Consider the following 26543-nt stretch of genomic DNA (forward strand, 5'->3'; position numbering starts at 1 on the left):
CATTCGGCGATCTCGTGCATTTCGACGAAAAGTCATTTTCCGAAGTTGTGAGATTGATAGGCGCCCCTCTAAACGAGGTGTTACTGGAAGTTCTATCCGACGCTCGAAGTTGCATGACAACGAATCTCCACGACCATGATTTTGCTCCAACATATAGGAATGGAGAATATATAGTAAGTTGGCGCGATTTATACATGGATGTGCTCAATGATACCGCGTTCAGTGTTTCTATTGGGCGTACACTGCGTGGTTCGTTATACGTGATAACGCATAGTGCTGACAAACTTTACATTTTCGGGCGCAATTTTTGAAATATGGAGTGAAAATATGGGGGCGATTATAAATATAACTGACCCGTTTACGGGCCCGCGCAGAGCTCGCCCGGATCGCAAGGCTCTGCGGACGGCCAAGAGATATCCAGAGGGCGGAATTGCTGGTGCGATAGCGTCCGATTGGGAACGATATGCCACTCATGACATAACGTACGAATCCTGAACCGCGATGCCCGGCCACGCCTTTCCGGAAGGCAACACCTGCGTTTTTGGCGCACGGACGCAACTATCCGAAATGCGTAACATGCTGGCCGAAAAGCGCAAAATTCGACAGGCGGCGGTTTACGCAAGTTTGATTGTGCCTTAACCATGATTCCAAAGGGCTGATTCAGTGAAATCGGCCGGAGGCACCGGGGTGGTTTCTCTGGCGTCGGGCGTTCGTTTTTTGGGGGGGCAAGCATGACACGCAAGGCTATTCTCCGAGAGCGTCGATACGCGTGGATTGCCCTAGGCTTTGCTACCGCTTCGATGGTGCTGGGGCTTGGGTATCCGATATTCACAAATACCTCGGCGGAACATCTAAGCGAACAGTCCCATAGCTAAAGGATGGATTCCTTTGAAATTGCTTAGGCAGAGTAGGCATGCAGGACAGAGGGGGCGCGGGCTAGCCGGCTGGGGACACTTAGTGCGTTCATTAGCGTTGTTGGTTGCTGCAATCATTCTGATTATCGTTGGTGCAAACACGCTTGCCAGATCACGTTCTTTGCTCTCAGGAGGCGAACAGTATAACACTTCATCAATAAGTGATGGTGAGGTAACCGATATAGCTATGATTTATGTCGATGAAGGGGCATCCGTGATCTGTAATGTGCTTCTGGAAGTAATTCAAGAAATTGACGATGGTGAGAAGAGTGCGGCGGTGTTGTCTGAAATTGCCAATAAAATGAACGGATATTTAGAGAACTATCATGCCGACATCGCGAATTGCGCGGAAGTTTTGGGTTCTGACATTGCGACGATAGAGAACGGAAAGTATCTGGTCTCCGTGCTCGACCATGGTGGGTTTCAGATAGGGTTTTCTTATGACACCGAAATTAACTATATTAAAAGTGCGTACGTAAAAGTTAAGAAACATCTGTAAGCGGGAGGGGTATTGTTGTCTGAGAAGATTTACGTTAGTTATTCTGTTGCAGTCGGGATTCCGTATACTGGGCGCGAGGTTGCCCATCATGTTGTTCTTAATTATATTGATGATGAAGGAAGTCATCATGTTGTCGAGGCCGGGCCGGAAATAAAATATAATCATACGTTTCCAAAGTTTCTTGCGTTATTGGGAACTGAAGGTATAAATGCCCATATTGATAACCAAGATTCTAAATTTGGGCAAATAGAAGTCTACATCCGTGAGGCGGGTCCGAATGACTTGGATAATCCTGTCGAAGATATCGCGCAGGGTGCGGACCTGAGCAGTCAATGGGAGGCAATAGTCAACTATGCGTACCAAGTTTCTAGGCTCAGGACCTATTAATTTCGTTTGAGATGTGATTCACGGCTTCCAACAGGAGGCCTTGATGGGTGATTTGTTTTTGCTGAGCGAGCGCCAGATGGCGCGGATATCTCCGTTCTTTCCGCTGTCGCATGGGGTGCCGCGGGTCGATGACCGACGGGTTGTGAGCGGCATCGTCTATGTGATCCGCAACGGTTTGCAGTGGAAGGATGCGCCGGCCGGCTACGGGCCGCACAAGACGCTCTACAACCGTTTCATCCGCTGGAGCCGGATGGGTGTCTTCGACCGCATCTTCGCCGGGCTCGCCGGCAAAGGGCCAAAACCCGAGCGCATCATGATCGACGCGACGCATCTCAAGGCTCACCGCACCGCGGCGAGCCTGCTCAAAAAGGGGCTGTTCCCCGTCGCATCGGGCGAACAAAGGGCGGACTGAACTCGAAGCTCCACACCGTTTGCGACGGTGAAGGTCGGCCGATCATCCTGCTCCTGTCGGAAGGCCAGATGAGCGATCACACGGGCGCCCGCCTCGTGCTCGACGCCTTGCCGCCGGCCTCCCATCTGATCGCCGATCGCGGCTACGACAGCGCCTGGTTCCGCCAGGAACTTCAAGCACGAGGCATCGAGCCCTGTATTCCCTCGAGCCGCAACCGCAAGGTCCCGTATGACTACAACAAGGCGCTCTACCGTCAGCGCCACAAGGTCGAGAACCTTTTCGCAAAGCTCAAGGACTGGAGGCGCATCGCAACCCGCTACGACCGATGCGCCCACACCTTCTTCTCGGCCATCTGCATCGCAGCAGCCGTCATCTTCTGGCTCTGATCAATGAGTCCTGAGCCTAGAGCGGGGTATGAATACCGTCCCCTGAGCCAGAATAGCAATAGTTTTGGAGCAGCCGCACTTGCAGCGGCCGGGTTGTCGGCGCCAACAGGACAGGCAGTGGCGATCGACGGATCCTTGCTGGGTTTGTGGCTACCTGGAAACGGAAATGGGTTAAATAACCCTATATCATCAGACGATGAGCCACGCGAAGATTGGGGTATTCATGATGAAAATTATGACATTGATGATACTTTAGCACACGCTGGTGTCGATGCGCTTCCCGATTTCGATGAAATTTATGTCAATGAAACAAGTTATGCATTTTCATCGCCTGTCTTTGACAATACATCTTACGTTGATCAAATAGACGATTTTTACTACTCCGTTGACGAGGAAGTTGTTCCGACGATCGAGGAAGTTATTGACGGTGGCTATTCCGCTGACGAATTGAGTCCGACGCCGTCCGATTCGGGTAGCGGGTCTGGTAGTAGTGGAGGTGACGACGATGATGACGATGCATCGTCGGGTGGCGGCGGCACCGAGGGCGGCACGGGAAGCGGCGATGGCGGAAGTACGGGAGGTGGCTCAAGTGGCGGTGATACGGGCGGGAGCACCGGCGGTGATTCCGGTGGAGACAGTGGCGGTGGAGATAGCGGAAGCGGAACCGGCGGTGTCACCGAAGACGGGGGGACTTGGGGCGATGGACCCGGAGCAGGGTGCTTCGTTGCAGGAACTGCTATCCTTATGGGGGGCGGATCGAGGAAACCGATCGAAGCGGTAGTTTTGGGCGATGTCGTGATGGCGTTCGACGGGGTGGGGGAGCTAGAACCGTCGACCGTCATTGATGTTTTTGTTCATCACGGTCACGAGGTGTTGGATATTGATGGCGTCAAAACGACAAGAGAGCATCCGTTTCTTGGGGCCGATGGTGAATTCAAAGCGGCAGGTTTGCTAAAGCCTGGCGATGTGATTATTCGGGAAGATGGCGCGCATCATATGATCGCCGCGATTTCGGCGGTGCCAGGGCGCCATACTGTCTACAATTTTACGGTGGAGCGCCTGCATACCTACGTGGCCGGTGGGTTCCGGGTTCACAATGCCAAGGTGGATCCGATCATCTTCGATCTGGACGGCGACGGGTTTGCATTCACCGGGACGGACAGCCCCAATGCAGTGATGTTCGACATTGTCGGCGACGGCTTCATGCATGCCGTGAGTTGGATGGAAGCCGGAGACGGTGTGCTCGCCTACGACGCCAATCTCGACGGCGTGGTCAATGACGGCACCGAGATTTCCTTCACGCAGTATGTTGATGGTGCACAGACCGACCTGGAGGGCCTGGTTGCGTTCGACAGCAATGGTGATGGCATGCTGACGAGCGCCGACGCCGAATGGAGCAAGTTCGGCGTCTGGCAAGACATCAATCAGGACGGCGTGACGGATGACGGAGAATTCCTCAGCCTTGACGATATGGGCATTACGTCCATCGTGCTCTCCAGCGATGGCGTTGAGCGGGATCTGGGGAATGGGGCCATGAGCCATGGCACTGGAACCTTTACGAATGCTGATGGCCAAGCTGGCTCTTTTGCCGACGCAAGCTTGGAGATTTCTGCGTCCAGCGTACGGCTGGCCGATGGCGGGGCCACGATTCGTGCGGAAAACGTGCCAGATGCCTACCTTGTCATCGATACTACCGGCGTAACAGTCTCGTTTTCACATGGCACCAAAGCCACTGGTGCGGATGCGGCGGACGCTTTCAGTGGTGCCGGTGCTTCAGAAAGCATGTATTTCTACGGTTTCGGCGGCGACGACGTTTTGACCGGCGGCTCGGCCAACGACCTTCTCGAAGGCGGCGATGGCAACGACACCATCTCGGGCAATGCCGGGCACGACCTGATCGTCGGCGGCGCGGGCGCGGATACGCTCGACGGCGGCGCCGGCGTTGATACGGTGTCTTACAAGGACTCCGCCGCCGGTGTTTCGGTCGATCTGGCAACCAACACCGTTTCCGGCGGCTCGGCCGAGGGCGACCAGATCTCCGGGTTTGAGAACGCTGTCGGGTCGGAGTTCGCCGATACGCTGGCGGGCGACGGTGGGGCCAATGCCCTGCAGGGCCTCGACGGCGACGACGAACTGCGCGGCGAAGGCGGAGACGATATCCTGTCGGGCGGCCAGGGCAACGACACGCTGCTCGGCGGCGGTGGCAACGACACCTATGTCATCGCCTTCGGCGACGCGGGCGCGGTCATCTACGACTACGATATCGAGACCACCGTCACCGAAGAGCGGTACCTCGCCGGCTATGACGGCGCGACCGCCGTCTACGGCACGCGCACCACGACGACACGCGCGCTTGTCGATGGCGGCAGCGATGACGTGATCCGCTTCGCCGGCACCGTCACCGCCGACGAGGTCAGCGCGCGGGCTCGCGGCGACGATCTCATCGTTACGCTGCACGACGATTTCGACGGCGACGGCACCGAAACGGCCAACGCCGTGGCGGTCGCGCAGAACGGCCTCCTGGCTAACCATCGCATCGAACGGCTGACCTTCGCCGACGGCACGAGCATCGCGCTCGCCGCGGCGCTCCTGGGCACGGAGGCGGCAGAGGCCATGGCCGGAACCGTCGGCGACGACACCATCCTTTCGGGCGCGGGGGACGACACCATCACCGGTGGCGACGGCAATGACGATATCCTTGCCGGTACGGGCAATGACATCATTGATGGCGGAGTGGGCAACGACCGCATCTGGGCCGGGTTCGGCGACGATACGCTCGATGGTGGCGCCGGTGACGATCTGCTCTCGGGCGGCGGCGGCAACGATTGGTTCGTCGGCGGCGCGGGCGCGGATACGCTCGACGGCGGCGATGGCGTCGATACGGTGGACTATTCGGCATCCGCGGCGGCCATCACGGTCGATCTCGCCGCCGGCACCGGCGCGGGCGGCGACGCCGGGGGCGATACGCTGAGCGATGTCGAGAATGTCATCGGGACCGCGTTTGACGACACCCTCACCGGGTCGGATGCCGCCAACACGCTCGATGGCGGCGCCGGCAACGACGTTCTCAACGGCGGCGCGGGTGACGACGTGCTCATCGGCGGTTCGGGCGCGGATACGCTCGACGGCGGCGCGGGCGTCGACATGGCGTCCTATGAGACCGCTGCATCGGGCGTGCGTGTCCATACCGGCGACATGGCGAGCAATACCGGTGATGCCGCTGGCGATACCTATACCGGTATCGAGGGCGTGCGCGGCTCTGCCCATGACGACGAACTGATCATGGTCGAGGACAACGCCATTCTCGATGGCGGTGCCGGAGACGATCTGCTCACCGCGAAGGGCGTCGACGTCGAGATCCACGGCGGCGACGGCAATGACAGCCTCTGGGCCGATTGTGGTGACGACCTGCTCGACGGCGGCGCGGGCGACGATTCCGTGTTCGGGTACGAGGGCAACGATACGCTGCTGCTGGGCGCCGGGAACGATTACGCCAAGGCAGGCGACGGCAACGACGTGATCGATGGTGGCGCCGGGATCGATGAGATCGACGCCGGTGCCGGGGATGACGTGCTGATCGGCGGTGCGGGGGCGGATACGCTCGACGGCGGCTGGGGCTTCGACATCGCCTCCTACGAAACCGCGGCAGCCGGTGTGTTGATCGACACGCGCGATCTCTCGCTGAGCACGGGCGACGCCGAGGGCGACTGCTACGTGGACATCGAAGCGTTGCGCGGCTCGGCCCATGCCGACACCTTCATCGCCCATCTCGACTGGGCCGTGCTCTTCGGCGGCGCGGGGGACGATGCGCTCACACTCCTGGGGTGGGGCGGCGACCTTCATGGCGATGAGGGCAACGACACGCTCACGGCAGCTGGCGGCGACAATTTGCTCGACGGCGGCGCGGGAGCGGACACCATGGCCGGTGGCGACGGCGACGATACCTACCGGGTCGACGACGCCGGCGATGTCATCGTCGAAGCAGCGGGCGCGGGCGACGATCTCGTCGAAGCCACAGTGTCCTATACGCTCGCGGACAATGTCGAGCGCCTGACGTTGACCGGCACCGACGCGATCGATGGAACCGGCAATGCGCTTGATAACGTTCTGATCGGCAACAGCGCGGCCAATGTGCTCGACGGTGGCGCCGGCGCCGACCAGATGTCGGGCGGCGCGGGCGACGATACCTATGTCGTCGATGATGCCGGTGACGTCGTCTGCGAGAACGCGGACGAAGGCGTCGATACCGTGGTATCCAGCCTCGACTACGCGCTCGGGGCCAATGTCGAGAACCTGACCCTGGCCGGTGGAGCGCTGAACGGCACCGGGAACGATCTGGACAATTTGATCGTCGGCAACGCATGCGAAAACGCGCTTTCCGGCGGTGTCGGCGCGGATCGTCTGGAAGGCGGAGCTGGCGACGATATTCTCGCGGGTGGAGCCGGAAACGACACTTATAATTATTACCGTGGCGACGGCGACGATATCATCATCGATGGCGCATCCGACGGCAACGGCGATGTGCTCAAGGTTCACGGCGTAAATGGAATCACCCAGACCTGTTTTCACGCCCAGGGCCATGACCTGTTGATCGAAATCTATGAGACATCGTCTGGCGCGGGCGACGGAGGTTCGATCCTGATCAAGGACTACCTCAATATGGCTGGCGACTACGGCGTGGAGACGATCATCGATGGTGATAACAACGTCTGGACAAAGAGTGACGTTTTCCAGCAGTTGTACGGCAACAGCCAGGGCGGATTGGACATGTGGGGCACGTGGGACGACGACACGTTCGTCGGCACCGCCCAAGCCGATTCCTACCATGGCGGCGATGGCAATGACCTCCTTATTGGCGGCGGCGGCAACGATGATCTCATCGCCGAGGGTGGCTGTGACGTGGTTGAAGGCGGCGACGGCGATGACTGGCTGGTCGGCGGCGATGGCGACGACTGGCTGACCGGTGGTGCCGGTGACGACACCTTCGTTTACAACCGAGGAGACGGTCATGATGTCATCGTCGATGGGGCCAGCGATGGTGATGCTGATACCCTCCGTGTGGAAGGTGTAAACGGCTACACCCAAACGGTCATAACCGCATCGGGCAAAGACCTTCTGATCCAGATTGATCCGTCCACCCCTGGTGGGAGCGATGGTGGGTCGGTTCTGGTCAAGGATTTTCTGAATATGTCTGGAGACTACGGTGTCGAGACATTGGTTGATGGCGACGGCAATGCCTGGAGCAAAGCCGACATCTTCCAGCTTCTCTATGGGAACAGTGAAGGCGGCCTGACCATCTGGGGTACGTGGGAACACGAGGTCTTCGTTGGAACAGCACAGAATGATGTGTTCCATAGCGGCGACGGCGACGACGTGTTGGTCGGCAACGGGGGCAACGACACGCTCGTCGGCGATGATGGCGATGACACCATCGACGGTGGCGCGGGCGATGACTGGCTGGTCGGTGGCAATGGCAACGACACCTTCGTTTTTGCGCCGGGCTCGGGCGAAGACGGGATCGGCGACTTCGAAGCCCATGGCGGAAGCGCTGATGGCGACGTCATCGAGCTACACGGCCAGAGCGTCTCGACTTTCGAGGCGTTGATGGCCAACGCCGAGGAATGGGGCGGCAACAGCTGGCTCCACCTCGACGATGGCGGGCTCATCATCGTCCACGACGTCGGGCTCTCACAGCTCTCGGCCGACGACTTCCGGTTCGCCGCGTAACCGCGCGCAGACAGGATGACGTCGGGGGCGACATCGATACGAAGCGCCAAAGCGCCGCCGCAATCCGAACTTGCGGCGGCGCTCGGCGCGTGCCGCGGCGCGTTGGTGGGCGTGGGCATGATCTCGGGCGTGGTCAACATCCTGATGCTGACCGGCTCGTTCTTCATGCTGCAGGTCTATGATCGCGTGCTCGCGAGCGGCAGCCTGCCCACGCTCGTCGGTCTCGCGATCCTGGCCGGTTCGCTCTATGTCTTCCAGGGCGTGCTCGACGGCATCAGGTTGCGCTTGCTCACCCGTATCGGCGGCGCGCTGGACGAGCCGCTCAGCCCACGCGTGCATGAGATCATCCTGCAATTGCCGTTGCGCGCCAAGGCCAACGGCGACAGCCTGCAGGTGCTGCGGGATCTCGATCAGGTGCGCAGCTATATCGGCGGTATGGGGCCGACGGCGTTTTTCGATTTGCCGTGGATGCCGCTCTATCTTGCGATCTGTTTTGTCTTCCATCCGGTGATCGGCCTCGTGGCGCTGGGCGGGGCGGCGATCCTCGCGGCGCTCACCGTTCTGACTGAATTTCTCGGCCGCGCGCCGTCCAAGGATGCGTCCAAGGCCTTGGCCGCGCGCAACACGGTCGCCGAGACCGGACGGCGCAACGCCGAGGTGATCCGGGCGATGGGGCTTTCGGCTCGCCTCGACATGCGGTTCCAGAAGGCCAATGGCGACTATCTGGCGGCGCAGCGGCGCGCGAGCGATGTCACCGGCGGCATGGGGGCGGCCTCGCGCGTGATGCGCATGGTGCTGCAGTCCACCATTCTGGCGGCGGGCGCGTGGCTCGCCATCCTGCAGGAGGTGTCGCCCGGCGTCATGATCGCGGCCTCGATCATGATGTCGCGCGCGCTGGCGCCGGTGGAACTGGCGATCGCGCACTCGAAGGCGTTCGCGTCGGCCCGCCAGAGTTGGGCGCGGCTCAAGACGCTGCTGGCGGAGTTTCCCGCTGCTGCCCCGCCGATGAGCCTGCCGGAGCCCAAGGCGTCGCTTGCCGTCGAAAGCGTCAGCGTGGTGCCGCCGGGAAGCAAGGCGATGGCGGTGCGGGAGGTAACCTTCTCGCTCAAGGCGGGGCAGGCGTTGGGAATCATCGGGCCCAGCGCGTCGGGCAAATCCTCCCTGGCCCGGGCCATTGTCGGTGTGTGGCCGTCCGCGCGTGGCAAGGTGCGCCTGGATGGCGCGGCCTTGGACCAGTGGGATGCGTTGGCGTTGGGTCCGCATATCGGCTATCTGCCGCAGGCCGTCGAGTTGTTCTCAGGCACCATCGCGGACAATATCGCCCGCCTTGAGGATGCACCCGACGCCAAGGCCGTCATCGCGGCGGCAAAAGCGGCCGACATCCACGAGATGATCCTGCGCCTCCCCGAGGGGTACGAGACCCAGATCGGCGATGGCGGCTCGGCGCTCTCGGCGGGGCAGCGCCAACGGCTGGGGCTCGCGCGTGCGCTCTATCGCGATCCGTTCCTGGTGGTGCTCGACGAACCCAACTCCAATCTCGACAGCCAGGGCGAAGCGGCGCTGTCGCGCGCTATTGCCGCGGTGCGCGAACGCGAGGGGATCGCCATCGTCATCGCCCATCGCCCATCGCCCAAGCGCGATCCAAAGCGTCGACCAGGTGCTGATGCTGCAGGACGGTGCCGTGAGGGCGTTCGGGCCACGGGACGAGGTGCTCAAGTCCGTCCTCCAGCAACCGCAACCCAACAGTTCTTCGCCCGCTGCCCGTCCCAAGATCGTGGCGGAAACCTGATGGCGGAAACCTCTCCCGTTCGCCGTTCAATGCGCCGTCACTTATTGGTCGGTTTGGCGGTTGTGGCCGTCCTCGTGCTCGGCGTCGGCGGCTGGGCGGCAACAGCGCCGCTTTCGGGCGCCGTGGTGGCGCCGGGCACGATTGTCGTCGATACTGACGTCAAACCGGTGCAGCACGTGGCGGGTGGGATCGTTGCCGAGATTGCCGTCGAGAACGGCGATCATGTCGAAGCCGGCGATGTTCTGGTCCGGCTCGACGACACGGAAACCCGATCGAACCTTGCGATCGTCACCAAAAGGCTCGATGAGTTGGCCGTGCGGCACGCGCGCCTGATCGCAGAGCAGACCGGTGCCGGGACCGTGTCGCTGCCCGAGGGCTTCACAGAGGCAGGCGAGGCCGACATCGCACCGCTCCTCGCCATCGAGCGGAGTCTCTTTGATGCGCGCAGGGCAATCCGGGACGGCGAAGCGAACCTGCTCGAACAGCGCATTGCCCAGTACGAACTGGAGATTGAAGGTCTCCAATTGCAGGTCGACAGCAAGCTCCAGGACGTAGCGCTTGTCGAAACCGAACTCGAGGGCCTGCGCAATCTCTACGCCAACAATCTCGTATCGCTCTCGCGCGTCAATGCGCTCGAGCGCGAACTGGTCGGGCTCAACGAGCAGCACGGCGTGCTGCTCGCGCAGATCGCTGGCATCGAGGGACAGATCGCCGAAGCGCGGCTGCAAATCCTGCAGATCACCAGCACGCTGCAAGGCGAGGTGGCCAACGAGATTGCCGAGGTCCAGTCGCAGATCGCCGAACTTTCCGAAGAACGCGTGGCGGCGGAAGAACAGCTACGGCGCATCGCGATCACCGCGCCGCAAACCGGCATCGTCCACGAACTCGCCATCCACGCCCCCGGGGCCGTCGTCGCGGCCGGTGAGCCGCTGATGGTCATTGTCCCGCTCAACGACGACCTCGTGGTCGACGCGCGAATCCAACCGCAAGACATCGATCAGGTGCAGGTGGGGCAGACGGCGAAACTGCGGCTCTCCGCGCTCAACCAACGCACGACGCCCGAAATCGGTGGGCTAGTCGTCCGCGTCGGGGCAGATCTTTCGGCCGACGCGCAGACGGGTATGAGCTTCTATGCCGTGCGGATCGCGATCCCTTCCGATGAGATCGCCCGCCTCGACGGTGTATCGCTCCTGCCGGGCATGCCGGCCGAGGCGTTCATCGAAACCGGCGAACGCACAGCGCTGACTTACCTCACCAAACCGCTGACCGACCAAATCGCCCGGGCGTTCCGGGAGGAGTGAGGTGCTGACGCCGCTAATTTATTGGGTGCGGCTCGTTCTCGCGATCTGCATCCCGCCGCATTGTCCGAAATGCGTAACATGTTGGCCGAAAAGCGCGAAATTCGACAAACGATACTTACGCAAGTTTGATTGAGCCTTAACCATATCTCTCAAGTGGTGCTTTAGTGAGATCGGCAGAGGCACCGGGACCGGTTTTCTGGCGTTGGACGTTCGGTTTGATGCAAGCATGACATTAAAGGCTGTTCTCCTGGATTGCTCTGAGCTTTGCAACCCGCTGCGATTGTCGTGGGTATCCGATAGTCAGAAATGGCTCGTCGGATCATCTGGGCGAACAGTCCATAGGCGAGGATGGATTCCGTTGAAGGTGCTTATGCAGAGCAGACATAGGCACCGCCGCTTGCCGTAACTATGGTGTTGTACAGTTTCATGTCCATATTACAAATAAAATGGGGGCTACCATTTCACTGCTTGTTCGGATTCTGATCGGGTTAAATATGGCGGCGTTTCTTCTCACGAGCGCGGCCTTGTTCTACTTCAGTAGAAAAATCGCTAACGAGGCGGATGGTTTTCGCAAGGGGTTTGCGTGGTCCGTCGGGACGTTCATGATGGCGACAGTGATCGACGTCAATCATCCTCTCTGCCCAAGATGGGCGGCTGTCAGATACTGGCGGATAAAGATTGTCGCCTATTCCGCGCTCGCGGTCGAGCTGGCGTTGTTTGCGGTGATAAAATATAATTTTCTATAGAAAAATCAAAAGCTAAAGGTGAATCTGAATGGGTGATCCCGTTTACTGCGATGGAAATAGAAAGCCGACGCAGGGAGAGCTTGAGGAACTTGTTGCGCCGCTTATTGATGGCGTTGCAGAAGAAATATTTCAGGATGGCGCCGGGTCATCTCGTGCATTGAATTTTTCAATTCGGAATATTGGTGGCGCTGAAACGATACAGCTTGCGTTCAACATTTCTTTTGACGGTGATGATTGGTGGGTGAACGGCGCAAAATTCGTCTTTGACCACGCAGGAGGGCAAGGCATGGCGGACGTGATAGCCTGGGCGGCCACCTTAGTTGCGAGCGCAGTACTTGGCGCGGCGACTGCACCCGCCTGGCTGGGGGTTGTGATTAACGTCGGGGCCGCTGTCGCAGGTGCGCTTGTTTGGGATGCGATAGACGACGCAGTTGGCATCAGTGAAGCCGTTGAAGCGTTCTTTGGGCAACAGGATGTAGATGTTCAGATATCCAGGGACGGCACCATCATTGCCGGCGCGCTATACGACAATCTGTCCGAAGCGAACTACGAGGCGGCACTGAAGGGTTTGGTGGACTATGCTTCTGCGGTTCCAGGCGACACGATCGAGATCGTCAGCGGCGCCACGGGGGGCACAACCTATCGTGTTCTGGAGGGCAATCTGATGCTCCGCATGGCGCAAGCGATGGGTACAACCGAAAGTGAATTTAAGAGCTGGGTGCCCGATCCAGCCAAGCCCGACGTGACAAATGGCTCCCAGATTATCGACCATCAGGCCAAAGATGTTCTGATAGCGATGGAAGACAGCACACTTCGCCTGAAGATTTTTGACTATGACGGCAACCTGGAAGACATAAACGTTGCCTTCAAGCAACTCGGGATTGGTGGTGCCCCGTCCGAGGCCAATGCGAATGGCCTGGAGATTATCATCGGCACGAGTGACGGAATTGAGCAGCTTTCAAGCAGCAGTGGAAACGGCGCATGTATCATCGGCGGTGTCGGCAGTGACGACATTATAGGTACCGGCGCCGATGATCGCCTTTTTGGCGACGACGTCTATGGCAAGGACCAGAACGGCGGCTTCGACTGGATCTATGCAGGTGCTGGAAACGACTATGTCAGTGGAGGGTGGGGAGACGACACGATTCTCGGTCAGGATGGGGACGACAAGCTGATCGGCGGCACCGGTGCAGACACAATCGACGGTGGGGATGGTGACGACATAATCTATGGCGACACGCAAATTGGCTCGCCAAACTCCGAAGGGGCCGGGTTCTTGATGGGTGGTACGGGTGCCGACAAGATCAATGGTGGAGTGGAAGACGACCTCATCATTGGCGGCAGCCTTAAGGATGGTACTGATCATCGTATGATCGACAAGGCGTCCTTTCTTGACAATCTTGATCTTGCGCAAAATCATAGCGAATGGGACGATGGCTCTCGCGACGAACTTAGGGGCGGGGCCGGTCATGATGTTTATCTTTCCTCGAGTTCGTCCCGGTTTGCCTATACATGGTCAAAGGAGGCACTATCGTCCGTCGATTTCGTCTACGATAGTGACAATGACTTTACAGCCCACTTCCAGATTACGAGGAATGATACGCTTTGCGATACCCTTACCATCACCGCTGAGGACCTCGCCGAGGCACCGATTGTCGACGGTTGTTACGAACTTGGAACTGTCAATGTCATAACCTTTGGTGGCGAGCGGTCAGATGTTTCGGTTCGAGGTGAACTGGTGACATCGCAGGACTATGGCAAAATGCTCCTGATGACAGCCACGCACGGGGCTTATGATGTGTTTGTCATAGGCGCGTTCTCCGCCCTCAATCTAGACCCGGACAAGTCGCTTGACCTCAATGATCGGATGTATGGCTCGGATGATGCCGACGTCCTCTATGCCGGGAATGGCAATGACGCGGTCTACGCTTATGGTGGCGGCGACACGATCGTCGCGGGTCACGGGCAGGGTGCGGATTACTATGATGGCGGCGATGGCTCAGACACGGTGACTTTCACCAGTACCAGCGCCGGGATTACTGTTGACCTAGCTCGCGGAGTCGCGTCGGGCGTTGAGATCGACAATGACATTCTTGTTAGTATTGAAAATGCTATTGGTGGTGCCGGCAACGATATGCTGATCGGCAGTCTTGACGACAATGCGCTTGCCGGCGGGGGCGGAAACGACGTCTACGTCTACAACAGGGGCGGCGGTCACGACGTGCTTGTGGAGGGAGCGGGTCAGGGAGCCGCCGATGAGCTCGTAGTCAACGGCGTCAACGGAACCACAGAGACCCATATTACCGCCATCGGTGCGGATCTTCTCATCGAGATTTACGAGAGTGCGCCGGGGGCAGGGGACGGAGGGTCCATTGTCATCAAGGACCAATTGCGCTCCGATGGTGATTTCGGTGTCGAAACTATAGAGGACGGGTTTGGCAACACCTGGACCAAGCAAGACATTATCGACTTCCTCTATCCGGATGGCGAAGGGATAACCGTGGATGGTTCATCGGGCGACGACGACATCCTGGGCAGCGTCAAGGACGACAGCCTCTATGGGGGGGCCGGGAATGATACGATCCGAGGGCTGGATGGCGCAGACACGCTTTCCGGCGATTCTGGAAACGACCTTCTTGAGGGTGGCGCCGGCGACGATTGGCTCCTCGGCGGCGAGGGTAACGACACCTTCGTCTTCGGATCAGGCACGGGCGAAGATGGTATCGGAGACTTCGAAGCCCACGGCGGAACCGCCGACGGCGACGTCATCGAGCTACACGGCCAGAGCGCATCGACGTTCGAGTATCTGATGGCCAATGCAGAGGAGTGGGGCGGCAACAGCTGGCTCCACCTCGACGATGGCGATCTCGTCATTCTCTACGGCGTCGGGTTGTCACAATTGTCGGCCGACGACTTCCGATTTGTCGCCTGACTCACTTAGCACTTTCTGCAGGGGCGTCACTACGAGCGCCCTTGCAGTCCACGCGTTGCTATGAAACAGGCATTTTCCGGGCGTCTTTTAGCGTGGTGAAAGTCAATCGTCTCTTGCTTGCGAACTGTGATACAGAACGCGTATCAATTTGCCATTTCTCGTTGCATGTAGACGAGAAAACCTCGTAAATACAATGTATTATCATTGGGCCCGATTCCCTTCACCCGCTCCATTTTCCGCTCTGTGTAGTTCGCTCTATGCGCGGGATGCCGAAAGCCTTGCAGGCTGTCATTCGGTGCCGTCTGACGCACAGGCGGACGGTGCCAGCGGAGTAGCGCAGAACCCTTGCCTCGCTATTGGGCCGCACGAAGCCAGTTCGATGCGGTAGATATCCGAGGCCGTGGCGTGGCCACGGGCGTACCTGCCGCAGGATCGGGGTAGACCCGATATAAGAGGATGGGCTATGGAGGAAAAGGGCGTCGGCGTTGGCGACGCCGAACTGTGCCGAAAGCGCCTCGGCTCCGCCCATCTGGCCGACCAAGTCAGCCATGGTGGCTTCGTGTTCGGCAATGCGCGCAGTCATTTCTTCGGACTTGCCGAGGGCTTCGCCGATAACCGCGACCGATTCCAGTCCATCGAAATAGTCACCGGTGATGCTGTCGAGTACGATTGTGGGGCGATCTCGGACATGGCCTCGTAGACTTCGGCATGTCGGGAGGTGTCGGCAATAATCAGATCCGGCTGCAGGGAAGCCATAACTTCGAAGTTCGGCGCTTTGCGCGCGCCAACCGAAACCCATTCGTCCCCGATGGCATCGGTATAGGCGGGGATAACGTTCTCCTGGTTGTTATCGTCGGCAATGCCCACCGGTGCGACGCCCATTGCGGCAAGCGCGTCGATAAAGCTGTATTCAAGCACGGTCACGCGCTGGGGATTGTCGGGAACCTCGGTCGTGCCGAGCTTGTGGGTGACTTCTGCCGCCTGGCTTGCCGTGCTCGCAAGAGCCACCGCCGCGACGGAGAGCAGATGCTTCAGGGACATGTTTCAATGGTCAGTCGGACGGGCATGAGATTGGCACATTCCAGTGCCAATCATCCTTCAAAAGCGCCATTCTCCGGCCAATTCCCTATGGCTACGCCTTCGCGGGCAAGAAGATCTTTCGCCGTTTGGGGCATCTCGAACACCGGCGGTTCCGCGGACGGGTCCGGCGCCGCAAAGACCGCGGTTGCGATCCATGTGGTGCCTTCCGGCACTGCGCCAAGAAGGCGCGGGAAGAATGTGCGGGGGAACAGCAAGTTCGTGTTGGGCGCAGCGCGCACGATCGTTCCGTTCCGCGTTCCAGACAGATCGTGGATGGCCGATACCGCCGAAAGCGTCCGAACACGGGCATGTCCTGCCGACTCGTTGATCCAGTCTGGCGGCGTGATGTGTCCGTCTCCCGTGCGATCGACCGAGAACCCGCCTTCGGCAACCTTCAGGGGACGATCGGTGACGATCCGGTGCAAGCGCACGTGCCATCCCGGCGGGCCGACATCGAGCCAGCTGTCTACTGTCAGGCCCGCATCCGGCGCCCACCGACCCCAGGCCATGTCGCCGTCGATACCCGCCTCGGTGATTGTGGCGCGGGAAAGCCACGAGAGGCCGTCGCGCGAGATGGCCAGGCCGCAATCGACCGCCGCGCGCTCCGGCCGGTCGCCCCAGGCGTCCGAGGCGACGGAAACGGCGAAGGATGTGGAATAGGCGAAACGGCCGTATTTCGCGTCATGGCAACGATGTTCTCGGCCGTCCTGGCCGCCGGTCAGCATCAGGGCGTCCTCGGCGCTGCGTCGCGCGATGTAGCCACCGGGCCGGCACACGTGACGCGTTTTCGGCAGGGCCTCGGGCGGTTCTTCCTCGGCGGTCCAGAAGGGGTGATCGTCGGGGAGGGCCAGAACGAGGAAGGATTTGAGCGCCCAGTAGGGAGACCCCGGCGCATTGTAGGCCTCCGACATCAGCAGATTCGGATAGGCGTAGCCGATGGAGAGCACGCCATCCCGGTCGGTGATCGGCCGCTCGGCCCACCACCGCAGGTTTCGTAGCAGCAGGCCTTTCACCCGCCCCCATGGGAGCACTTCTTCGCCGGCGAAAGCACATGCGGCCCAGAATGCGCTCTGCGCGAAGCGGTAGGTCATCGACCGGCCGAACGGCACCGCCCCGCCATCGTCCGCAAACCAGTGCTGGAAACCCTGCGCAAAGGCACCGGCACGTTCGCGGTAACGGGCGGCCTGCTCGGGGAACAGGTCCGGTGCGAGCGTGGCGACCATCAGCCCGTAGAAATGCATCCCCATGGGCGTGTAGTAGTCGAGCTGATACCACTTGCCGTCCCGGTAGTGCCCGTCAGCGATGTGAAACGTCTCGATCCGGTCGAGCGCCGCGCGCGTCAGCTCTTCGGACCAGTCTTCGCCGACATGCCGCAGCGCGAGGTTGGTCAGCACGCGGAAGAACAGCCAGTTGTTGTCGGCTGGCGGAAACGCGTTAATGCGTTGAAGCCAGGCGGCGAGCCGGGTTTGCGCTTCCCGTCCCAACGGCGTCCAGAAGGTTGCGGGCGCGAGCAGCAGACCCAGCGACAACCCCGCCATTTCGACCATGCGTTGGTCGTGTTGGGCGACATCGCCCCAATATTCCCGGTGATCGGGATTCGTTCCGTTCGCAAGACCGGTGACCCAATCCGCAGCCAGTTGATTTTCGAAGCCGCCGGCAACCAGTGGCGCCAGGCCCCAAAACGGGCGCGCAAAAGCCTCCATTTCGGCCGCCGCCGCGCCATAGTGAGCTCCCCCCACACCTAGGCGGATGCGAGCGCGTCCTTCGGATACGTAAGGCAGAAGGGGGGAAAGCAGGGCGTGTACCGCCCGGGCGAGGTCCTCGCGGGTTGCCAAGGGGTTTCCATGCAGTGGATTGCGTCCGACAAGCATGCGCACCGCATCTTCAGCCAACCAGGCTGGCGTTGGAGGCGTGGGGGTCATTCGAGGCTTCCTGATCGAGAGGGTGATGCCGTGAGAGGCTTCAAGTTTATTGCGGCGCCATCGAACCCTACATCGGGTGAGATTTGCCGGCCGGTGCGAGGCGATGACTGTGCAACAGGGTGCGATGCCTGTCCTGGCTGCCGACCAGGTGATTGTGCATTGCCTTTTCGGCGCCGTCCCGGTCGCCATTGGAGATCGCGCGCACGATGGCGTCATGTTCGCTCATGACAAGGTCGCGATAGCCGCGGCGCGTTGCATCGTCGGATATAGGGCTAAGGTGGGATTGGGGTACGAGGTTCACGCCGATCCTGGAGATCACGTCGGTGAACTGCGCATTATTCGTCGCTTCGGCGATCGCGAGGTGCAGGCGGAAGTCGGCTTCCCGGAAGCTGTCGCCGCCCTCTTCGACAAGGTTAAACATGTCGGCATGGCAATTCAGGATACGCTCTTCCTGCGACGGTGACCGGCGTAATGCCGCAAGGCCTGCCGCCGCGACCTCGAGCGGGGTTCTGACTTCGAGAATCTCGAGAGTGGAAGCAAGTCTTGCCGTCTCGGTCGGCATTGTCGCCGCACGGTCAAGCACGAAGACGCCGGCGCCTTGATACGCCTCGACCAGTCCATCGAGCCGTAGTTGCGCAATCGCCTCGCGCACTACGGTTCGGCTGACGTTATGCGCTTCGGTCAACTGAGCCTCGCTGGGCAGCTTGTCGCCGGGTCTGTATTTGCCCGCGAGGATAGCCTGCCTCAGTTCGTCTCCGATTCGCTTTGACAGGGTTTCGACGCGGCGAGGCGCTCCATTGCTCAATTTTCGATTCCCATCCTCTCGTCCAGCCCGTCCAAAAATTCACTTATCTTGCTGGAGGGCGCGTATTCGACCCCCATTGCTTCGATCCGCGTCAGGGCGGGAAACGGCGACGGATCGTCTGCCGCTACGAGATCTTGTAGCACAAGTTGTACAACTTGTCGCTGCTTAATTGGAAAGGCCTGCCGCCGCCCCGTCTTGGCGAGCGCAAGGCTCTCCGTGTCGCCGTTGCCAAAGTTGATCGTGGCTGAGCGCCACCACGAATCGTGGGGGAAGTCTGCGCGCAGGGTCAGGGCGATCTCATCGATGATCACAGGCCGCCCGAATGTGACCGTGAGTGCCGCCCGTGGGTTCTGGGCGATTCCCCAAGAGGTGTATGGCCAGTGGCCATGCCCGTCGTTCGCGATCTCACCGTCGATGGCGGTGCGGGCGGCGAAGCAGGCCTCGCCCCTGGTTGCGGCATTGGCGCTGGCGTGCGGGAACGCAGTGCTTTGCGCGTGGTCGTAGGGGTTGAGTGCCAGATCGCGCCGCGCCGCGATCTCCTCGTGCCGTGCGAGCCGCACAATGGATCGCCGCCTTGTCCCCGTGAAGGCGCAGGGGGAATACCCTTCCGCTGCAGGACCGAACGGGATCGGGAAGGCGAAATGGCCATCGCGAAGGAAAATCAGAGCCGGTGCCATAGCGTCGTCGAGTGCGACAACCAGGAAGGAACCGTCCGGCGCATTCAGGTTCAGCACAGTTCCCTCTTCGTGCGACCGGTCGTGGACTAGGTAGAGTTCATCCTGGCCTTGGGCCCGGGCCACAACCGCGCCCGCCGCGTCCGTTACGGTGAGTTCCAGCATGTTTGCCTCATTCAATGATCATTCGCAGCCAGTTTCCTGGCACGTTCAGGCGTACCCGCCAGATGCCGTCCGGCCAGGATTCGGCGAGCCTCGGGTCGGTGACCTGCACATGTTCCACCCGGCTCGCCGCGCTGCCTTCGATGCTGATCCGGGCGCGGCCCGGCATGTGCAGTTCATTGTCTGAAATTCTCGGGGGCATGGGGAGGATGAGGGACAGTTCCGCCGACAGATCGCCGTCGTAACTGTCCTCGATCACGACCCCGCGTCCCTTCTGCAACTCGACCCGGCGCATCGCTCTCCGGATTCGCGCCGTTTCGGGCCAGGCGCCGGCCATGTCCAGGGACATGGAAGCCGTCGTGGCCTCGAGCCGCGTCTGAACATCGCGAGCGCCATGTTCCGCTCCCGCCGCCTGCATCACGCCACCGAAGGTGGGGAGATTGTGCCAGGCCGATTGCATCGTCCAGATCTGGTAGCGATCGGGCGAGAAGGTTTTGGCAGTGTAGGTCTCCACCCCGAGGTCGATCAGCACCGGCAGACCGTCGCTATAGAGAATCACGCTGCCGACATCGTTGTGATTGTGGCTGTCGCCATTGGTCCCGGCCTTGACCGCGAGGGTGAACCGCTCGTCCCGCGCCACCATGAGCCCGATGCTGGGATACCAGACGTCGCGCGGTTCGGGGGCGGCCTGCGGCTCGCTTATTTCGCTGGCGTGAAGCGCCTGCAGCAGCCGGTACCACAAGTTGATTTCATCGGGCAGGTCGGACCAGCCTTCGGTTGCGGCGTCCGCTTTGGCGAAGGCCTCCAGCCGGGCCGAACCGACAGCGCGGCCGAACAGGACCTCGCGTAGCGAACAGCGGGTGGCGACTGCGGGGCAGTCGGCAAAGTTGATGTAATGCCGGTCAGCAACGTGAACCGCTTCTACATACTCGGCGATATTGCGGACTTTTTCGTCACTCCAAACCGGAGCGAACACTTGTGGCATGGCGCGCGAGAGCAGATCCAGCGCACCCCACAGGCACAGCCCCGCATGCCGGTAGTACAGTACGCCTTCCTCGCAGGCGCCGTCTTCGCCATAATCCGCGAGAAAGGCGTCGAGGCTCTGGACCGCACGGGCGACGAGCGCCCCGCGACGGTGTGGCGCCATGGGCTGTGTCAGGCCGGTTAACAGGATATTCTGGGTGATCCACGCCGTCCAATTGTTGGTCGGCCCCTCGACGCCACCCATCCACCACCACTCCCGTGAGAGATAGGGGGTCAGTATTCTCGCCTCGATCTCGGATTGGGCCCGATCCCTGAGGCCGGGCAGTCGCGCGTCGAGAGCGTCGCCCAGAACTGCAAGCAGTATCGCGATCTGGGCTCCAGTCTCGGCGGCGAAAAGATCGAGTACCGGGGTGCCCGGGTCCGGCAGCGGTGAGCGCGCTGCGCCGCGCCGCTGTGCGTTGTGGGCGGGCAATTGCCAGCCGCTTTCCTCGCAGATCAGCCAGAGGCCGTCGGCGATATCGTCGAGGAAGCGTCCGCGCGCCTCCACCAACTCGCCCATGACCAGTGCATTCAGCTTGCGCCGCCGCGCGAAATAGTCGGCCTCGAAACGCGCCCGGTTCCCGTCGCGCACGAAGGCAGAATAAGCGCTGGCGGTAAGCATCGGCCAGGGCAGGGCGCGTGCTGCTTCGGCCCGGGAAAGTAACGTGCCGGTCACGGTAGCCGGCAGCCGCTCCCAGACGGTTCGCTCTGCCAAGGGCGGTACGGGTGAAATGGCAGCGATTTCGTCCGGCAATGCGAGAGGCACGCCCGCCAGGATAAGCTTCGAAGTCATTTTGTCCGCGTCTTCGACATCGTCCGGCCTGACCGTTTCACATATATCTTGTCTAACTTGTTATAGTATGTCATACAGAAACGCAACAAGTTGGTTCAGCCGCAAATCGGGACGTCGGCGAGCTGGCGGGAGGAATGACGATGAGCTCCAGCACTGATTTTGAAAGCGCCGTGGCGCACGCCGACCGTCCGCTCTTGACGAAGCGGCAGAGACAGCGGCGTTCGACGCTCGTCGCCCTCTCCTTTATTGCGCCCAATTTTCTCGGCTTTCTGATCTTCACGCTCGGGCCAGTTTGTTTTGCCTTTGCGCTGGCCTTTACGCATTGGGACGGGTCCAACCCGATCACCTTCGCCGGGCTCGACAACTTCTGGGAGCTGTTCGAAGACAAAGCCTTTCAGGCAGCGCTTTGGAACACCATTGTCTATACGGTGTTTTCTGTGCCTCTGACGCTGGCTGCAGCGCTCGGTGTGGCCGTGTTGCTCAATGAAAAGATCGTTGGCCGCGACTTTTTCCGAACCGCTATGTTCTTTCCCTATGTGGCCAGCCTCGTTGCCGTCGCCGTGGTATGGAACATGCTGTTCAACCCGGCGATGGGGCCGGTGAACATGGTGCTTTATACCTTGGGTATCGACCCGCAGCAGCTGCCTGGTTGGGCTGCCGACCGGCACTGGGCGATGGCTACCGTCATCCTGTTCGGGGTTTGGAAGGATCTGGGGTATTTCATGGTGATCTACCTCGCTGGTTTGCAGGGTATTCCGCGCGAACTCTACGAGGCCGCCGAAATCGATGGCGCCAATGCCTGGCAGAAGTTCTGGAAGATCACGGTTCCGCAGCTAGCGCCCACGACTTTTTTTGTATCGGTGATCCTGACGATCCAGTCGTTCAAGGTGTTCGATCAGATATTCATGATCACCCAAGGCGGGCCCGGCACGTCGACGCTCGTGCTTGTCTACCACATCTATAACGAAGCCTTCATCTCCTGGGACCTGGGCTATGCCAGCATGGTCGCGATGGTGCTTTTCCTGATCGTGCTGATCGTCACGATCGTCCAGTTCCGCGTCACCCGCGACATCGACTGAGGGGGAACATGACTGCTGCATCGACCAATATGACCCGCGCCGTCCAGCGCCGCGGCCGGTCCCGGGTCAAGTGGACTCGCGTTGCGCTTTACGCGGCGGTTATCGCGATCACCGCCATTATGGTGCTGCCGTTCTTCTGGATGTTGTCGGCTTCTCTGAAGCTCGACCGGGAAGTCTTCGCCTTCCCGATCCAGTGGATTCCGGAAAGCCCGCGCTGGCAGAACTATGTGGACATCTGGAAGATGATCCCCCTGGCGACCTTCGTTTTCAACACGGCCAAAATCACCGTCATCGTTACCATCCTGCAGCTTTTGACCTCCAGCTTTGCCGCCTATGCCTTTGCGAAGCTGCGTTTTCCGTACAAGAATGTCCTTTTTCTTGGATATATCGCGACAATCGCGGTGCCGTGGCACGTCTACATGGTGCCGCAATTTATAATGATGCGCGGGTTCGGGCTTAACAACACGCATCTGGCGTTGATCTTTTTGCAGACCTTTACCGCGTTCGGCGTATTCCTGATGCGGCAGTTCTACATGTCGATACCGGATGAGTTGTGCGAGGCGGCGCGGATCGACGGCATGAACGAGTACCAGATCTGGTACCGGATCATGCTGCCCTTGTCGAAGCCGGCTCTGTCGACCCTTACCATTTTCACCTTCGTGGCGACCTGGAACGACTTCCTCGGGCCCATGATCTACCTGACCGAGACGCGGCTGAAGACGATCCAGATCGGCTTAAGGATGTTTATCTCGCAGTATTCCAGCGAATACGGGCTGATCATGGCGGCCTCTGTCGTGGCGCTGATCCCGGTCCTTGTGGTCTTCCTCTCGCTCCAACGGTTTTTCGTCGAAGGCATCGCTTCGACCGGATTGAAAGGCTGATCTCCGATGAGCTTTCAGACAATAATCGAGGCCGTCGCGCCGCTCACGGATACCGAGCACGCTGCCGCGATCGATGTCGCGTGTGCCCAGGTTGAGCGGAATCTGCCCGCGTTCACCTACCAGGCGCAGAACCATTCATCGGTGAACAATGTCTATCCTGCGGTTGCGAACAATCAGTGGACTGCCGGATTCTGGCCCGGTCAGATCTGGTTGGCCTTCGAGCACACCGCAGATCCTGTATTTCGCCATGCCGCACAGATCCAGGTGCAGAGCTTTCTCCATAGGATCGAGAACCGGATCGAGACCGACCACCACGACATGGGGTTTCTCTATTCGCCCAGTTGTGTCGCGGCGTGGAAGCTTGTCGGCGACGAGGACGCCCGCCGCGCCGCGATCCTCGCGGCCGACCAACTGATCGAACGTTACCAGCCGGTCGGGCAGTTCATTCAGGCCTGGGGCCGCAAGGGTGTTGCCTCTGAATACCGCTACATCATCGACTGTCTCTTGAACCTGCCGCTGCTTTACTGGGCCAGCGATGAGACAAAAGATCCGAAATACCGCGATATCGCCCTGATTCATGCTCGCACGACGCTGGCGAATTCGATCCGGCCGGATAATTCGACCTACCACACATTCTACATGGATCCTGAAACCGGTGCGCCTTCGCACGGGGCGACGAAGCAAGGGTACAGCGACGACAGTTCCTGGGCGCGCGGTCAGGCTTGGGGAATTTACGGCATGGCGCTGAGCTACCGCTACGAGCGCCTTCCTGAGTATCTCGATACGTTCGAACGACTCCTCGACTACTACCTAACCCGACTACCGAGCGATCTCGTGCCCTACTGGGACATGATCTTCGTGGACGGCGACGAGCCGCGCGACAGCTCCTCTGCCGCGATTACGGCCTGTGGGCTTCTCGAAATGAGCGACCTCGTCGGCGGCGACCGTGCCGAAGGCTGGCGCGATCTCGCCCGGCGGATGACCGGCAGCCTTGTGCGCGGCTATTCGGTGACGGATCCGGCGGTTTCGAACGGGCAGCTCCTGCACGGCACCTATTCGAAAAAGAGCCCATTCAACACCTGCCGTGGTGAGGGCGTCGACGAGTGCGTGTCCTGGGGAGACTACTATTACATGGAGGCGCTTATGCGCCTCAAGGGAGACTGGTCCACCTATTGGTGAGACCGATGGAGACGATATGGCACAGATTTCCTTCAGGAAACTGAACAAGACCTACGGCAGTGCCACGGTCATCCACGATATCGACCTCGATATTGCGGACAAGGAGTTCATCGCGCTGGTCGGTCCGTCCGGCTGCGGCAAGTCCACGACACTGCGCATGATCGCAGGGCTCGAGGAGGTTTCGGATGGCGAGCTCTGGATCGGCGAGCATATGGTCAATGACGTGCCGTCGAAGGACCGGGACATCGCGATGGTGTTCCAGAACTATGCGCTTTATCCGCATATGAGCGTTTATAAAAATATGGCCTTCGGCCTGGCCCTACGAAAGGCGCCCGAAGCCGAGATCGATATCAAGGTGCGCGAGGCGGCGCAGATCCTCGACATTACGCATCTGCTGAACCGCAAGCCCAAGGCGCTGTCGGGCGGACAGCGGCAGCGCGTCGCCCTCGGCCGGGCGATGGTCCGCAACCCGGAAGTCTTCCTCCTCGACGAACCCCTGTCGAACCTCGACGCCAAGTTGCGCGGTACGATGCGGGCCGAAATCACCAAACTTCACAAACGGCTGAACGCGACCTTCGTATACGTCACCCACGACCAGATCGAGGCGATGACGATGGCCGACCGGATCGTGGTTATGAAGGACGGGCACATCCTGCAGGTCGACACGCCGCAGAATCTCTATGACCGTCCCGTAAACATTTTTGTCGCGGGCTTTATCGGTGCGCCGCAGATGAACATGCTGCCGGTTACGATCAAGCCGGTGAATGGCGGCTTCGTCGCGGACTTCGCCGGCACCACGCTGCCGCTGCCCGACACGATGGATCGCGACAAGATCGCGCCCTATGCCGGTCAGTCTGTCGTGCTCGGCGTACGGCCGGAGGACTTCCACGAAGCGCCACCTCCGGGCGTGGCGGACGCGCGCATTGCGCGGTTGGCGGCGACGGTGGACCTTGCCGAGCCGTTGGGGTCGGAAAAGCACCTCAACCTCAGTGCAGGAGATACCTCCATGATTGCGCGCGTCTCTGCTCGCTGTCCAGCTCAAGATGGTCAAGCCATTGAGCTGATCGTGGATATGTCGCACGTGCATCTGTTCGATCCGGAGACCGAGCTGTCGATCCTTCATACAGGCGTCAAGTGAATGAACCTGCTCTCCCGCATCTGGTCCCGTGAGGGACCCGGCGTGCCCAAGCACGAGGCTCCGAAGACGGGCCTTGCGCTGCTCGGTGCCACGATCCGACGCGAGGCGGGAGACTTGCTCGGGCTTAATCTCATGATCGTCGTCGCCTCTCTGCCATTGATTACTTTGCCAGCCGCTCTTGCCGCCGGTGCGCACGTTGCCATCGAGATGCTGGAAGACCGGCCGATCTATCTCTGGCGCCAGTACTGGCGCGCCTTTGCCGATTGTTTCGTCCGGGCAACAGGCTATGGGCTTGCACTCATGTTCCTGATTACTGGTGCGCTGTGGACGACCTGGATCTACGGCCAACTCGCCAGCCATCACCTTGTTTTCGTTCCGCTCCTTGTTATCGGGGCCTGCGTAGCGCTCGCGCTCACTGTATTGGCGCTTCATGTGATCTTGCGGATCGCAGAGGAGAAGCGGGGCCGTCCCGGTCTCCTGCGCCGCGCCGCGCTCGGCGCGTTGACCCGCCCTCTTGCGACATTGGTCGGGCTTGGAGCTGCAGCATTGCTGTGGGGCTCGGTACTCGTGTTTTACCCCGTCACGGTGCTCCTGGCCGCGACGTATCTGTTTTCGTTCAGCATCCTCGTAGTGACCTTCGCGGCGAGGCCTGGCGGAATTCCCAGAGTGGTAAAGGACCACTCGTCAACTTTGGAGGAGACCAAGTGAAAACTC

The 26543-nt window shown here is 60.3% G+C and carries 18 protein-coding genes and 1 pseudogene; 13 read left to right on the forward strand and 6 right to left on the reverse strand.

Annotated features, from left to right (window positions below; genetic code table 11):
* Positions 1–888 precede the first annotated feature (888 nt).
* The 8 genes and pseudogenes from LG281_RS00850 to LG281_RS00885 all read left to right on the forward strand — a co-directional run bounded on the left by LG281_RS00850 (position 889) and on the right by LG281_RS00885 (position 15093).
* Positions 889–1413, forward strand: coding sequence for a hypothetical protein (locus LG281_RS00850; protein WP_404403443.1), 525 nt, complete (start codon positions 889–891; stop codon positions 1411–1413).
* Between the two features lie 15 nt (positions 1414–1428).
* Positions 1429–1800: a hypothetical protein gene (locus LG281_RS00855; RefSeq protein ID WP_404403445.1), complete on the forward strand. Its 372-nt coding sequence runs from the start codon at positions 1429–1431 to the stop codon at positions 1798–1800.
* A 43-nt stretch (positions 1801–1843) separates the two neighbouring features.
* Positions 1844–2598 (forward strand): IS5 family transposase gene (locus LG281_RS00860; RefSeq protein ID WP_404400528.1). Its coding sequence is split into 2 segments (ribosomal slippage): positions 1844–2177 and positions 2177–2598, totalling 756 coding nucleotides; the frame shifts between segments, so codons are not numbered across the junction.
* A gap of 447 nt (positions 2599–3045) precedes the next feature.
* A complete protein-coding gene (locus LG281_RS00865) occupies positions 3046–8325 on the forward strand; it encodes a polymorphic toxin-type HINT domain-containing protein (protein ID WP_404403447.1) in 5280 nt (1759 codons plus the stop codon).
* A gap of 15 nt (positions 8326–8340) precedes the next feature.
* Positions 8341–10114, forward strand: a pseudogene (locus LG281_RS00870) (type I secretion system permease/ATPase).
* Positions 10115–10143: 29 nt separating this feature from the next.
* Positions 10144–11415 (forward strand): HlyD family type I secretion periplasmic adaptor subunit, encoded by a 1272-nt coding sequence (locus tag LG281_RS00875; protein ID WP_404406572.1) that lies wholly within the window; start codon positions 10144–10146, stop codon positions 11413–11415.
* Positions 11416–11909: 494 nt separating this feature from the next.
* On the forward strand, positions 11910–12161 hold the full coding sequence (locus LG281_RS00880; RefSeq protein WP_404403449.1) for a hypothetical protein: 252 nt from the start codon (positions 11910–11912) through the stop codon (positions 12159–12161).
* 28 nt (positions 12162–12189) lie between these two features.
* Positions 12190–15093, forward strand: a complete 2904-nt coding sequence (locus tag LG281_RS00885) for a hypothetical protein (protein ID WP_404403451.1) — start codon at positions 12190–12192, stop codon at positions 15091–15093.
* Positions 15094–15313: 220 nt separating this feature from the next.
* On the opposite strand, the gene LG281_RS00890 is transcribed toward LG281_RS00885, so the two are convergent.
* The 6 genes from LG281_RS00890 to LG281_RS00915 form a co-directional block, all read right to left on the reverse strand.
* Positions 15314–15643 (reverse strand): hypothetical protein, encoded by a 330-nt coding sequence (locus LG281_RS00890; RefSeq protein WP_404403453.1) that lies wholly within the window; start codon positions 15641–15643, stop codon positions 15314–15316.
* A 29-nt stretch (positions 15644–15672) separates the two neighbouring features.
* A complete protein-coding gene (locus tag LG281_RS00895) occupies positions 15673–16134 on the reverse strand; it encodes an ABC transporter substrate-binding protein (RefSeq protein WP_404403455.1) in 462 nt (153 codons plus the stop codon).
* A 50-nt stretch (positions 16135–16184) separates the two neighbouring features.
* Positions 16185–18095 carry a DUF2264 domain-containing protein gene (locus tag LG281_RS00900; RefSeq protein ID WP_404403457.1) on the reverse strand — a complete coding sequence of 637 codons (1911 nt, stop codon included), beginning with the start codon at positions 18093–18095 and terminating at the stop codon, positions 16185–16187.
* A 67-nt stretch (positions 18096–18162) separates the two neighbouring features.
* Complete coding sequence (locus LG281_RS00905) at positions 18163–18900, reverse strand: FadR/GntR family transcriptional regulator (RefSeq protein ID WP_404403459.1); 738 nt, start codon at positions 18898–18900, stop codon at positions 18163–18165.
* Positions 18897–19739 (reverse strand): carbohydrate-binding protein, encoded by an 843-nt coding sequence (locus tag LG281_RS00910; RefSeq protein ID WP_404403461.1) that lies wholly within the window; start codon positions 19737–19739, stop codon positions 18897–18899. The genes LG281_RS00905 and LG281_RS00910 overlap by 4 nt, the downstream gene beginning before the upstream one ends.
* A gap of 7 nt (positions 19740–19746) precedes the next feature.
* Positions 19747–21552: a heparinase II/III family protein gene (locus tag LG281_RS00915; RefSeq protein WP_404403463.1), complete on the reverse strand. Its 1806-nt coding sequence runs from the start codon at positions 21550–21552 to the stop codon at positions 19747–19749.
* A gap of 134 nt (positions 21553–21686) precedes the next feature.
* Between LG281_RS00915 and LG281_RS00920 the strand changes: the two genes are divergently transcribed.
* The 5 genes from LG281_RS00920 to LG281_RS00940 are packed head-to-tail and all read left to right on the forward strand — an operon-like array spanning position 21687 to position 26537.
* Entirely contained in the window at positions 21687–22631 is a 945-nt protein-coding gene (locus LG281_RS00920; protein ID WP_404403465.1) for a carbohydrate ABC transporter permease, read from the forward strand.
* A gap of 29 nt (positions 22632–22660) precedes the next feature.
* Entirely contained in the window at positions 22661–23512 is an 852-nt protein-coding gene (locus tag LG281_RS00925; RefSeq protein WP_404406574.1) for a carbohydrate ABC transporter permease, read from the forward strand.
* A gap of 6 nt (positions 23513–23518) precedes the next feature.
* The gene (locus LG281_RS00930) at positions 23519–24691 is read left to right on the forward strand and encodes a glycoside hydrolase family 88 protein (protein WP_404403467.1); all 1173 of its coding nucleotides are present in this window, start codon (positions 23519–23521) and stop codon (positions 24689–24691) included.
* A 16-nt stretch (positions 24692–24707) separates the two neighbouring features.
* Positions 24708–25829, forward strand: a complete 1122-nt coding sequence (locus LG281_RS00935) for an ABC transporter ATP-binding protein (RefSeq protein WP_404403469.1) — start codon at positions 24708–24710, stop codon at positions 25827–25829.
* Positions 25830–26537 (forward strand): DUF624 domain-containing protein, encoded by a 708-nt coding sequence (locus LG281_RS00940; protein WP_404403471.1) that lies wholly within the window; start codon positions 25830–25832, stop codon positions 26535–26537.
* Positions 26538–26543 lie beyond the last annotated feature (6 nt).

Source organism: Pelagibacterium halotolerans (genome assembly GCF_044811015.1).
GTDB classification, from domain to species: Bacteria; Pseudomonadota; Alphaproteobacteria; order Rhizobiales; family Devosiaceae; genus Pelagibacterium; species Pelagibacterium halotolerans_A.